This is a genomic window from Arthrobacter sp. 179, assembly GCF_052379645.1.
Lineage (GTDB): Bacteria > Actinomycetota > Actinomycetes > Actinomycetales > Micrococcaceae > Arthrobacter_H.
Window position 1 is genome coordinate 24874 of sequence record NZ_JBQSYU010000018.1, and the last position, 12703, is coordinate 37576.

Annotated in this window: 8 protein-coding genes; 1 reads left to right on the top strand and 7 read right to left on the bottom strand. The window is 68.5% G+C overall.

Translation table 11 applies throughout. From position 1 onward, the window contains the following. The 7 genes from ACT3UE_RS11420 to ACT3UE_RS11450 all read right to left on the bottom strand — a co-directional run bounded on the left by ACT3UE_RS11420 (position 1) and on the right by ACT3UE_RS11450 (position 11546). The gene (locus tag ACT3UE_RS11420) at positions 1 to 2601 is read right to left on the bottom strand and encodes a ComEC/Rec2 family competence protein (protein ID WP_444566737.1); all 2601 of its coding nucleotides are present in this window, start codon (positions 2599 to 2601) and stop codon (positions 1 to 3) included. A gap of 19 nt (positions 2602 to 2620) precedes the next feature. Continuing rightward, on the bottom strand, positions 2621 to 3433 hold the full coding sequence (locus ACT3UE_RS11425) for a helix-hairpin-helix domain-containing protein (protein WP_444566738.1): 813 nt from the start codon (positions 3431 to 3433) through the stop codon (positions 2621 to 2623). Positions 3434 to 3524: 91 nt separating this feature from the next. Then, complete coding sequence (locus ACT3UE_RS11430; RefSeq protein WP_444554916.1) at positions 3525 to 4580, bottom strand: DegV family protein; 1056 nt, start codon at positions 4578 to 4580, stop codon at positions 3525 to 3527. 9 nt (positions 4581 to 4589) lie between these two features. After that, positions 4590 to 7133, bottom strand: coding sequence for a leucine--tRNA ligase (leuS, locus tag ACT3UE_RS11435; RefSeq protein WP_444554915.1), 2544 nt, complete (start codon positions 7131 to 7133; stop codon positions 4590 to 4592). Between the two features lie 210 nt (positions 7134 to 7343). After that, the gene (glpK, locus tag ACT3UE_RS11440) at positions 7344 to 8858 is read right to left on the bottom strand and encodes a glycerol kinase GlpK (RefSeq protein ID WP_444554914.1); all 1515 of its coding nucleotides are present in this window, start codon (positions 8856 to 8858) and stop codon (positions 7344 to 7346) included. Between the two features lie 123 nt (positions 8859 to 8981). Continuing rightward, entirely contained in the window at positions 8982 to 9710 is a 729-nt protein-coding gene (locus ACT3UE_RS11445) for an MIP/aquaporin family protein (protein ID WP_444554913.1), read from the bottom strand. A 132-nt stretch (positions 9711 to 9842) separates the two neighbouring features. Further along, positions 9843 to 11546 carry an FAD-dependent oxidoreductase gene (locus ACT3UE_RS11450; RefSeq protein WP_444554912.1) on the bottom strand — a complete coding sequence of 568 codons (1704 nt, stop codon included), beginning with the start codon at positions 11544 to 11546 and terminating at the stop codon, positions 9843 to 9845. Between the two features lie 125 nt (positions 11547 to 11671). Here ACT3UE_RS11450 and ACT3UE_RS11455 point away from each other — a divergent pair, with 125 nt between their 5' ends. Then, entirely contained in the window at positions 11672 to 12694 is a 1023-nt protein-coding gene (locus ACT3UE_RS11455) for a sugar-binding transcriptional regulator (RefSeq protein WP_444554911.1), read from the top strand. Positions 12695 to 12703 lie beyond the last annotated feature (9 nt).

Consider the following 12703-nt stretch of genomic DNA (forward strand, 5'->3'; position numbering starts at 1 on the left):
CTATCGTCCCGAGGGCCGGACAGGTCGTCCGGTGATCACCAGCTCCCCCGTGGGCGTGACGCGCAAACGGATGGTCCCGTTGAGGTCGGTGCGGAACGTGTGCATGCCGGCTTCATGCAACGCCTTGAGGATCGTCGGGGTGGGATGGCCGTAGCTGTTCCCGTCCCCCACCCCGATCAGGGCCACCCGGGCCCCGGATTGGTCGATGACGGCCGTCCCGCCGTTCTTCGCCCCGTGATGGCTGACCTTCAACACGTCCACCTGCAGCTCGGGGTGGGCCCGGAGCACCGCGTCCATGGCCTGCTCCTCCAGGTCCCCGGTGGCCAGCAGAGTGAAGGGCGGATGACCAGGGGCTGCCATCCGGAAGACCACGACCAGGGAGGCATCGTTTTCCTCTTCCCCCCGCGGATCCCCGATGGGCCCGATGACCTCCCAACTGACCGGGCCGGCGGATCCGGTCTGCCCGACCTCGGGAACCGTGGCCTCCAGCCCCTGTGGAAGTCCCGGTAGTTCGGTGCTGTCCGTTCCCGTGGAGTAGAAGGCCTGTTCCACCGTCCTGCCCCGAACCGCCCCCTCCACTCCGCCGGCGTGATCGGCGTGCAGATGGGTGATGAACAAGGCATCAATGGTGTGGACCCCGAGTTCGTCCAGACAATCATCGACGACGTCGGGGTCCAGCCCCGTGTCGATCACGACGGCATGATCGGGGGCGGAGCGCAGGACAAAGGAATCCCCCTGCCCGACGTCGCAGCCCGCGACCTGCCACTGCCCGGGCGGGTCCGGCCACCAGGCGGTTGCCGGAAGCGTGAGTCCTGCCAATAGGCCCAGGCACCCCAACGCGGCGGCCCCGGCGACGGTCCTGCGTCCTGTTCCGGGGGCGGGCCCGGTCCTCGAGGCCCAGCGGCCGCCGGCGAACGGGCGCGGTATCCAGGCCCAGCGTCCGGGGTGGGGCCCGGCCTCTGCCGCCGGCGTGGCGGCAAGCCACACCGCGACCAGGGCCATTAAGGCCAACAGAACCGCGGCCCCGCGGCCACCGGATCCTTCCGGCCACGGAAGCAATGCGCCGGGCAGGCCATGGACCAGCCGGCCCAACATCCCGATCCAGTCCGCCGGGATCCCGGCCAGCCAGATCAGTGGCTGCGCCCAGGGTCCCGGCACGGCACAGAGCAGCAGTGCCGACATGCCGACCACGGTGACCAGCGGGACCAAGGGGGCCGCCAGGACGTTCGCCGGAACCGCATAGAGGCTGAAGGCAGGATTCATGCCCAACAACACCGGGAGGCAGAAGAGCTGGGCACTGGTGCTGATGGCCACCCCGTCGGCCAGCCATCCCGGCATGATGCGTCGGGCCAGCGCCCCCAGCCGGGCACCCATGAGTACTATCCCGGCGGTGGCAAGGACTGAGAGCTGGAAGGCGGGTTCCCGGGCGAACCAGGGATCCCAGGCCAGCACCCCGCAGACACAGACGCAGAGGGCGGTCAGTGCCTGGCGCCCCCTGCCCAGGTAGACGGCCACCGCACCCACGGCCCCCATCACCGCGGCGCGGATGACACTGGGTTCGGGATGGACCAGGATGACGAACCCGACCAGGGTCACCAGCGAGGCACCCAGGGCCAACCATCGATTCACCCCGCAGAAGCGGCACAACCACAACACACTGCCCAGGATCATCGCCACGTTGGCCCCGCTCACCGCAGTCAAATGAGCCAGCCCAGCGGTTTTCATGGCGCTGTCCAGTTCGGGGCCCTGGGCCGAACGGTCCCCCATCACCATGCCGGGCAGGAGCGCCGGACCGGTGCCGGGAAGCACCGCCGACTCCAGTACGAAGCGTCGTCGCCATTGCTCGGAGACCGGTTCCGGCGAGGGCGTGTCCCGGGTCTGCATGGAAGCGACGGCCCTGAGCCAGTAGCCCTGGCGTTCCCCGGGCTCCGCCGGGCTGAGACGTGCCAGCCCGGAGACGATCCGACCCGGTAGTGGTTCCGCCCCGGGGCCCGCCCGGCCCGCGTCCAAGACCAGGACCGCCTCGGCGGCCCCGGCATGCCAGTTTCCATGGGCCGAGTATTTGAGGATCCGGACATCGACCATGAGCCTCGCCGTCGGTTCCGGACGTTCCTCGGCGGCGTGTTGTCCGACGATCGGTTCCCCCGTATGGGCCGCTCCTCCCGTTTCGATCCGGCGGGGATCCCCGGTGACCACCGCTTCCACCCGCAGGGTGGACGACGTCGCGGCCAGGGCGGCGAAGGTCGGGTCCATTTGGGCCAGGGAGTGGGTCGAGATCGCGGCCGAGACCAGGAAGACCCCCACTGCGGCGGCAGCCACCGGCGTCCACCAATGACGGGACCAGGCCAGCAGTCCCCGGTTGCGCATCAACACCCCGAAGAGAAAGACCAGGAGGAGCCCCAGGGCCACGGTCAGTATCCGCGCCAGGGCAGGGTCATGTCGGACCAGTTCCCAGGCGGCCGCCCACGCCCCGGCCGCTGCCGCGAGGCTGCGCAGGTCCAGGTAACCGTCGTCGACGGGGCCCGAAGCGGTACCGGCGTCGGGACGGGCCCAGCGGGACAGCAGGCGCTGGAGAAAGCCGGCGCCATCGCGGCTCAACATGGCAGCGCCGCCGGGGCCATCAGTTGAACCGGACCAGCGGTTCGAGCCGTTCCATCATGGCCGGACCGATTCCGGACACGGCATCCAATTCCGTCATCGAGGCAAAGGGGCCGTTCGCCGCCCGGAAGTCGATGATCCTCGCGGAGAGGGCCGGGCCGATGCCCGGCAATTCCTGCAGACCGGCGGCATCGGCACTGTTGATGTCGATCGGGCCCGCCTCCCGCGCGCCGGCACCGGCTGCGCCGCCGGGCCCTGCCCCGGGTCCGGCGCCGTTCGGGGGTCTTTCCGTGCCGCCCGCCCCGGGAAGTTCCTTGGTGGTGGGCAGATACAGTTGTTGGCCGTCCACCAGGGGGGCCGCCAGGTTGATCGCCGCGGGGGCCGCACCGCTGGCCAGTCCCCCGGCGGAACGAACGGCATCCTCGGCCCGGGCCCCGGGGGCGAAATGGTAGACCCCGGGCTTCTTCACCGCTCCGGCCACGTGGACCAGGACCGACGCGGTCCCGGTGGCCGCCGCCCCGGAGGCCTGCCCCGGGTCCGACCCGGTGGGGCTGGATCCCTCGGCTGAGGGAGGGTGGCTCGAGGTGGTGCCCGGGCCGGGGGTGCTGGGCGGGGTCGACGCCGGGCCGGTGGCGGCGCTGGGATCCAGGGCCACGGAGTCCAGTTGTTGTCCCGCGCCTTCGGGCGGATGGAAGAGCAGACTGGCAGCGATCCAGATGACGGCGGTGAACAGCAGGCACATGATGGCCCCGCGCCCCAGCCGAAAACGGAAACGTGTCCGGGGAACAGGGCCCGCTGCCGTAGCGGTGCGCTGTTCCCAACGGTGTCGGACCATGTTCCCAGCCTAGGAACCGCGTTCCTCGGCGGCGCCCCGGGGTGGCCGGATGTGGAGAACCCCGGTGGCCCGACGGCTGTGGAGGACCGGGTCAGGCCGGGACGGTGGATCCTGGGGCGTCGTCTTCGGGGGGATCCTGTTCGGACGGCGCCGCGGCATCGACCGGTTCGTCAGGGTTGTCCGGCGGGGCAAGGGCGGCAATGACCACGGCCAGGACCCCGGCGCCGGCATGGGCTGCCAGCACGGTGGGGAGCGGCTCGCACAGGACATCGCCGACACTGGAGCTTTCCAGCTCGGCACACAGTTCGTGGGCCTGATCGGGGTTGCCGAAGTAGTGCACGGCGATCCGGGCCCCGGCCGGCGCGGCAGCGGCCTCCTCGCGGGAGATCTCCACCAGACGGGACATGGCCCGCGGCATGGTGCGCACCTTCTCGTGCACTCCGATGCGCCCGTTCTCGATGGCCAGCAGGGGCTTGACCGCCAACAGGGTGCCGAACATGCTTGCCGCGGCGCCGATCCGCCCGCCCTTGCGTAGCTGTTCCAAGCTGGGGACCACGAAGTACAGCCCATGGTCCTGCGCCCGCCGGACCCCGGCTTCCAGTTCCTGCGCGCCGGCCCCGGCCTCGGCGGCCAACACGGCGTCCATGACGGCCAGTCCCTGGGCCAACCCCACGGTCCTGGTGTCCATCACGGTGACCTCGACCTCGACCTGCTCCGCCGCCCAACAGGCCGCGTCCACGGTTCCGGAGAGACCTTGGGACAGATGGAGCGAGTAGATCCTCTCGAAGCCGGCGGCGGCCAGGGATTCATAGGTGCGTTGGAAGGCGCCGGGGGCGGGACGGGAGGTCTGCACGGAGGCCCCGGTGGCCAAGGCCATTGCCAGTGCCGTCTCGACGTCGTCCAGTCCTTCCGTGTAGATCTGTCCGTCGATCATCACGGGAAGGGGCAGGACGCGCAGATGTTCGGCGTGCTCCTGGGCCCAGGCGGCGGGGATGGCCGAAGCGGTATCGGTCACCACCGCGGTACGCGGACCGCTCCTCCCCCGCGCCCGGTGGCGCCGATCGCGGGGAAGCAACCGTTCGAGGAAGCCGGGGGAACGACCCGGGGGCTGGGCCGTGGGGTCGCCCCGGCGCGGGGCTGAAGGCATGTCCCTACCCTAGGAGACCGGAACGAGGTTCACGAGCTTCGGGGCCCGCACGATCACGGTCCGCAGTTCGCGCCCGTCCAGGGCCCGTTGGATCGGCTCCGAAGCCAGGGCCAGGGCCCGCAGGTCCTCTTCGCTGATATCCGCCGGGACACTGAGGCGATCGCGCACCTTGCCCTTGATCTGCACGATGGCCACGACCGTGTCCTGGACCAACAGGGCCGGATCGACCGTCGGCCAGCCGGCGTTGGCGACCGAGGGGCCATGGCCCAGCTGCTCCCACATGTCCTCGGCGGTATACGGGGAGAACAAGCTCAGGATCACTGCGACGGCTTCGGCGGCCTCGCGCACTGCCGGATCGGAGGAACCGACCCCGGAATCGATGACCTTGCGGGTGGCGTTCACCATTTCCATCAGCTTCGCCACCACCACGTTGAACTTGCCCGAATCCAGCAGTTCGGCGGCTTCGGCGACGGCGCGGTGGGTGACGGTACGCAACCCCTGGTCGCCGGTGGCCGGATCGGCCCCCGGTTCGCTGTCGACATCCTGGGCCAGGCGCCAGGCACGGGCCAGGAACTTCCCGGCGGCGGCCGGGGAGACATCCGCCCAGTCGACGTCGTCCTCCGGGGGCGAGGCGAAGATCATGGTCAGACGCACGGCGTCGACCCCGTACTTGTCGAGCTGTTCGCCCAGGTCCACCCCGTTGCCCAAGGATTTGCTCATGGCCTTGCCGCCGTTGAGGACCTGGCCCTGGTTCAGCAGGGCGGCGAAGGGCTCGGTGGCCTCGATGAGTCCCAGATCGTGGATGACCTTGGTGAAGAACCGCGCGTAGAGCAGGTGCAGGATCGCATGCTCCACCCCGCCGACGTACTGCCCCACCGGCATCCACGCGTTGGCGGTGTCCGGGTCGAAGGGTCCGGCGGTGTAGTCCGGGGACAGGAAGCGCAGGAAATACCACGAGGAGTCCACGAAGGTGTCCATGGTGTCGGTGTCGCGCATTGCGGCACCACCGCAGGAGGGGCAGGTGGTGTTGACCCAGTCGGTGGCAGCAGCCAGCGGGGAGGTGCCTTGCGGGGCCAGTTGTTCCCCGCGCAGGTCATCCGGCAGACGGACCGGCAGTTGGTCGTCCGGGACCGGGACCTCGCCGCAGTCCGGGCAATGGATGATCGGGATGGGGGTCCCCCAGAAACGCTGGCGTGAGAGCAGCCAGTCGCGCAGCCGGTAGTTCACCGTATGCCGGCCGGTTCCCGCGGCTTCGACGATCTCCACGGCGCGGGCGATCGCTGCGTCCTTCTCCAGCCCGTCGAGCTCCCCGGAGTTGACCAGGGTGCCCTCGCCGGTGGTGGCGACCCCGCTGGAGGCCGGGTCCTCTTCTCCGGTGTCCAGGACGACCCGGATGGGCAGGTCGAAGGTCCGGGCGAAGTCCAGGTCGCGCTGGTCGTGGGCGGGCACCGACATGATGGCCCCGGTTCCGTAGTCGGCCAGGACATAGTCGGCGGCCCAGACCGGCAGGCGTTCGCCATTGAGCGGGTTGATGGCATGGCGTCCGAGGAAGACACCGGTCTTGGTGCGTTCGGTGGACTGGCGTTCGATTTCGCTCAGGGCCTTGACCTGGTCCTGGTAGGTGGCCAGCTCCGCGCGGCGCTCCGGGGCGACCAGATCGGCGGCCAGGTCGGCGTCGGCGGCCACGACGAAGAACGTCGCCCCGTGGAGGGTGTCGGGGCGGGTGGTGAAGACCGTCACCTGGTGGTCGGCCGGATCCTCGGCGGTGGGTTCGATGACGAAATCGACATGGGCGCCCTCGGAGCGCCCGATCCAGTTGCGCTGCATGGCCAGGACGCGTTCGGGCCAGTGGCCCTTGAGCCCTTCCATGTCCTCGAGCAGGCGATCGGCATAGTCGGTGATCTTGAAGTACCACTGGTTCAGCGACTTCTTCGTCACGGCGGTTCCGCAGCGTTCGCAGGTGCCGTTGACGACCTGCTCGTTGGCCAACACCGTCTGGTCCTTGGGGCACCAGTTCACCGGGTGGTCCTTGCGGTAGGCCAGTCCCTTGTCGTAGAAGCGGGTGAACAGCCACTGGGTCCAGCGGTAGTACTCCGGATCGGAGGTGTGGATCCGTCGGGACCAGTCGGCGCTGATGGCATAGCGCTTGAAGGACGCCGCCTGGGTTTCGATGTTCTTATACGTCCACTCCGCGGGGTGGGCGTTGCGCTTGATGGCCGCGTTCTCCGCGGGCAGGCCGAAGGAGTCCCAGCCGATCGGGTGCAGGACGTCATAGCCCTGCTGGCGCCAGTAGCGGGCCACCACGTCGCCCATGGCGAAGGCCTCGGCATGGCCCATATGCAGGTCGCCCGAGGGGTAGGGGAACATGTCCAGGACATACCGGCGTTCGGCGCTGCCGTCGTCCTTCGGGGTGAAGACCCCCAGTTCCTCCCACACGGGTTGCCACCGTGCCTCCAGCTCGCTGAAGCTGTAGGTGGTGCCGGTCTCCGGGGTTCCGGGTGCCTCTGTGCTCACGGTGGGTCGCCTTCTGGTAGTGCAGATTCGGTTGGTCATCCAGTCCCGGCCCGCGCCGGGGTCCCCGCGGGGTTCCCACGAGGACCGAACATGAAAATACCCCTTGGCATCCAAGGGGCAGCCGGACGGTTCGGGCCCGGCTAGGAAGGACGTAGGACTGCTGACATGGTCCCAGTCTACAGCACGGCGGGGCCGTGACACCTGGGGTGTCACGGCCCCGCGCTGCAGGTCGTGGAGGGGTTGGCGGGCCTAGAGGACGTCCTCGTCGACCCAGTCGAAGGTCTTGGTGACGGCCTTCTTCCACAAACGCATCTGACGGTCGCGTTCGGTGGGGTCCATTTCGGGTTCCCACCGCTTGTCCTCGGCCCACTTGGCGCGCAGCTCATCACGGTCGGTCCAGAACCCGACGGCCAGTCCGGCGGCGTAGGCGGCGCCCAGGGCCGTGGTCTCGGTGACCTCGGGGCGGACGACCGGGACGCCGAGCATATCGGCCTGGAACTGCATGAGGGTCTCGTTGGCGACCATGCCGCCGTCGACCCGCAGTTCGGTCAGCGGGACTTCGGCGTCGGCGTTGACCGCGTCCAGGACCTCCCGGGTCTGGAACGCCGTGGCTTCCATGGCGGCCCGGGCGATATGGGAGCGGTTGGCGAAACGCGTGAGCCCGACCATGGCGCCGCGGGCGTCGGGACGCCAGTAGGGGGCGAAGAGGCCCGAGAACGCCGGAACGATGTACACCCCGCCGTTGTCCTCGGCCTGCGCGGCCAGGTCCTCGACCTCTGCGGCGGAGGAGATCATGCCGATGTTGTCACGCAGCCATTGCACCAGGGAGCCGGCCACGGCGATCGAGCCCTCCAGTGCATAGACCGGCTTCTCCCCCTCGAGCTGGTAGGCCACGGTGGTGAGCAGCCCGTTGGAGGACTTCACGATCTCCTCGCCCGTGTTGAAGATCAGGAAGCAACCGGTGCCGTAGGTGTTCTTCGCCTCGCCGGCCTTGAAGGCGGTCTGGCCGAAGGTGGCGGCCTGCTGGTCACCGAGGATGCCCGCCACGGGGACCTCGCGCAACAGCTGGTTGGTGTGCACCGTGCCGTAGACCTCCGAGGAGGACTTGATGGTCGGCATCATCGAGACCGGGACCCCGAAATCGGCCAGGATTCCCTCGTCCCAGGCCAGCGTCTTCAGGTCCATGAACAAGGTGCGGGAGGCGTTGGTGACATCGGTGATGTGGACGCCGCCGTCGGTACCGCCGGTCAGGTTCCAGGTCACCCAGGTATCGGTGTTGCCGAACAGCAGGTCCCCTGCTTCGGCGCGTTCGCGGACCCCGTCGACGTTGTCCAGGATCCACTTGATCTTGGTGCCCGAGAAGTAGGGGGCCAACGGCAGGCCCACCCGGTCCTTGTAGCGGTCCCCGCCGCCGTCGGCAGAGAGCTCGTCGACGGTGTCCTGGGTCCGGGTGTCCTGCCAGACGATGGCATTGTAGACGGGCTTGCCGGTGTTCTTGTCCCAGACCACCGTGGTCTCGCGCTGGTTGGTGATGCCCACCGCGGCGATGTCGTGCCGGGTGAGGTTCGCCTTGGACAGGGCGCTGCCGACGACTTCACGGACGTTGGTCCAGATCTCCTCGGCGTCGTGCTCGACCCATCCCGCCTTGGGGAAGATCTGCTCGTGTTCCTTCTGTCCAACGGAGACGATGGCTCCGTCGTGGTCGAAGATGATGGCACGCGAACTCGTGGTGCCCTGGTCGATGGCGATGATGTTCTTGGTCATGGGTTGCTTCCCTTCGAAGTACCGGTGATGGGGCAGATGATGCCGTGACGCGCACCACACGATCGTGTGCTGGCAGTCTAGGACATGGGTCCTGGCCGCGGGGTCGAGGTGCGCACGGAGGCGTTAGAAGAGCAGGCCTCCGGAGACGCCGCCCAAGGCTCCGCCGACCAGGGGGCCGACGACGGGGATCCAGGAGTAGCTCCAGTCGCTGGGTCCCTTGCCCTTGATCGGAAGGAAGGCGTGGGCGATCCGGGGTCCGAGGTCACGGGCCGGGTTGATCGCGTAGCCGGTCGGTCCACCGAGGGAGGCACCGATGCCCACCACGAGGAAGGCCACGGCCAGCGGGCCGAGTCCGTTGGGGGTCAGTCCGAAACCGGCGATGACGAAGACCAGGACGAAGGTCGCGATGATCTCCGTGAGCAGGTTCCAGCCCTTATGCCGGTAGACGGGGCCGGTGGCGAAGACGCCCAGCTTGGCCGCCGGGTCCTCTTCGGCGTCGAAGTGCTGCTTATAGGAAAGGTAGGCCAGGACGGCACCGATGATGGCGCCGATCATCTGGGCGGCGAAGTAGAGCAGCGTGTTCACCAGCGTGATGGCCACGCCCGGGGCATACTCGTGGACGTTGGGGTTGACCAGCAGGCCGACGGTGACGGCGGGGTTGATGTGTGCGCCGGAGACCGCGGCGACCCAGACACCGGCGAAGACGCCGAGCCCCCAGCCGAAGTTGACCATGAGGAAATTGCCGTTATTGCCCTTGGCGCCCCTCAGGACGGCATTGGCGACGACGCCACAGCCGAGAAGCATCAGCACCATGGTGCCGAGTGCTTCCGCACTGAAGACTTGTAGAGACATCGTTGACTCCTACGTTGTGTGGAATGGGGCGGGGCATCAGTTGATGTCCCGCGGTGATCCGGCTCCCGGCGATCGCCGATGCGGAAAAATGGGCGCCCGACCGTGCCCGGTGGCACGGTCGGGCGAGGGTCCCTAGGCGGCTGCCGGGGAGAAGGTGACGCCGTGCTCTTCGGAGAGTACGCGATGGGTCTCTGCGCGTTCGCTGGCCACGCGTGTGGCGTCCCACCCCAGCACGGGGGCCAGGACCTCGGCGCATTCGTCGATGAGCGCGGTGGTGACCAGGCCGCGGAAGGCCAGCGAGGTCCTGCGGATGAACACGTCGACCAGCCGTCCGACCTGCTCGTGGCGGGCCATGTGGGCCAGTTCGTCGACGCTGAGTTCGTCGCAGCTCAGCAGCAGGGCGTCCTGCTCGCCGCTGGCCTCCAGGACCTCGTCGGCACGGGTACCGTAGCGTTCGAGCAGGACGGCCAGTCGGTCGCGGCTTGCCCGTGAAGTCCTGGCGGAGATCCACTGTTCGCGTTCGACGTCGTTGCGCGGGTAGTCCACGCCGCCGCCGATGGCCAGGGCGCTGGTATCCGGCCCGGAGGGGCGTCCCAGTGCCGTGAGCACTTCGCCTCCCAGGTGTTCGGCCAGGGCCCGGAAGGTGGTCCATTTGCCGCCGACCAGGCTGAGCATCGTGGACCCTTGGCCGCCCGATCGCTTTTCGATGCGGTAGTCACGCGAGACGAAGCCGGGCTGGGTGTCGTCGTGGCGGGGCAGCGGGCGGATGCCTGAGAAGCGGTAGACGATCTCCTGCCGCGAGACGGCGACCTCGGGGAAAACATGGTTGATCAGATCGAAGAAGTAGTCCACTTCCTCTTCGGTGCAGCGTGCCGGCTCGCCCGGGTCCGCGTCGATGTCGGTGGTGCCCACCAGGACCCGGTCCCCCATCGGGTAGATCAACACGATGCGTCCGTCGCTGTGCTCGAAGAAGATCTCCCGGCCGCCGCAGGCGGCGAGCAGTTCGGGGCTGTCCAGGACGATATGCGAGCCCTTGGTCCCTCCCATGAACCGGCTGTCCTGACCCAGGGCGTGGTTGGTCTCATCGACCCAGGCGCCGGTGGCGTTGACGATCACCGGGGCCGTGAACTCGAATTCCTCGCCGGTGAGTTCGTCGCGCAACGTCGCCACGCCGTCGTGCTCGTTGACCAGGGAGACGTAGTTGGAGGCCCGTGAGTCCGGGTTGGCGCGCAGGCCGTCCTGGAGCACATCGAGGGTGAGGCGTTCGGGGTTGTGCACGGAGGCGTCGAAGTAGGTGGCCGCGTACTTCACGTCCTGGCGCAGTGCCGGCAGATCGTGCAGGGCCCGGCGACGGCCGTGGAACCGGTGGCGTTCGGTCAGCCGTCCGGAGCCGGCGAAGGCGTCATACATCATCAGGCCGGCCTTGATCAGCAGGGCCCCGCGTTCCTGCGGCTTGCCGTTGCGGTGGGTCAGGAAGCGGGCCGGGGCGCTGAGGATCCCCGAGAAGGTGGAGAAGATCGGGATGGTGGTGCGCAGCGGCTTGACGTAGTGCGGGGCGATGGCCAGCAGCGTGTTGCGTTCCTGCACCGATTCGTGGACGAGGCGGAACTCGCCGTTTTCCAGGTACCGGATTCCGCCGTGGATCATATGCGAGGAGGCGCCGGAGGCCCCCTGGCAGTAGTCCCCGCGCTCCACCAGCGCGACGTCGATGCCCTGCAGGGCCAGGTAGCGGAAGGTGGCGACGCCATTGATTCCTCCTCCGACGATGAGGACCTGGGCACGGGGCCTCTCCGACAACCGGGAAACGGCAGGACGGGCTGCTTGCGTGGATGACACTTAGATCTGTCCTTTGCTGCGAAATGGAACTGTTGGCCCCTGAACGGGCAACCGCCCAGTAGTCTGTCCAGTGGAGAACGTTGCCGTCAATCGGAATGCACAAACGTGCAGGAAGCGGAGGAATCATGCCGTACGACCCGCTGGAGGAGGATCCGGAGAACGGATCCGGTGACCCGAACGTTCATGGCGTACGACACACGTCCGGTGACCGGCGCGAACGCGATGCGCTGCGGGCGGCCCAGCTGTACTACGTCCAGGAACTGACCATGGAGGCCATTGCCCGGGACCTGGGGGTCTCCCGGTCCACCGTGTCCCGCTTGCTGTCACTGGCCAAGCGCAATGGCCTGGTCAAGATCGAGTTGAATCCCCCGCGCGGCCGGGCCACGTCGTTGGTCAGGGCCCTGGAAACCAGATACGGGGTCAGGGCCCATGTGGTGCCCACCGACGGTTCTCTCAGTGAGGCCGAGGTCCTCGAACGCGTGGCCGCCCACGGGGCCCATGTGGTCCAACCGCTGATCTCTTCGGGAATGACCGTCGGGCTGGCCTGGGGGTCCACGCTGACCGCGTTGAGCCGGCACCTGGTGCATAAACCCACCCATGACACGGTCTTCGTCCAACTCAACGGCGCCGCCAACCCGCAGACCACGGGCATCTCCTATGCCAGCGAGATCCTCTTCAGGTTCGGGGCGGCCTTCACCGCCCGGGTGGAACAGTTCCCGGTCCCCGCCTTCTTCGACCGGGCCGAGACCCGGGCCGCCATGTGGCAGGAACGATCTGTCCGCCGCGTGCTGGACACCCAGTCAGAGTGCCGTTTGGCGGTCTTCGGGCTGGGCTCCATCGACGCCGCGGTCCCCAGCCAGATCTACCGCGGAGGCTATGTCAGCGCCCGGGAAGCCGCCGCCTTGCGTGAACAAGGGGTGGTCGGGGACGTGGCCACCGTCTTCTACCGTCGCGATGGCAGTGACGACTCGATCTCGATGAACGACCGCTCCACCGGTCCCCCGCTCGACGCCCTGCGCCGGGTTCCGCAACGGCTGGCGATCGTCGCCGGCCGGGGCAAGCTCGAAGCCGTCCGCGGCGCACTGGAGGGCCGACTGATGACCGATCTGGTGATCGACGAGGGGACCGCCTGGCGGTTGCTTAAATGAGCACCGGCG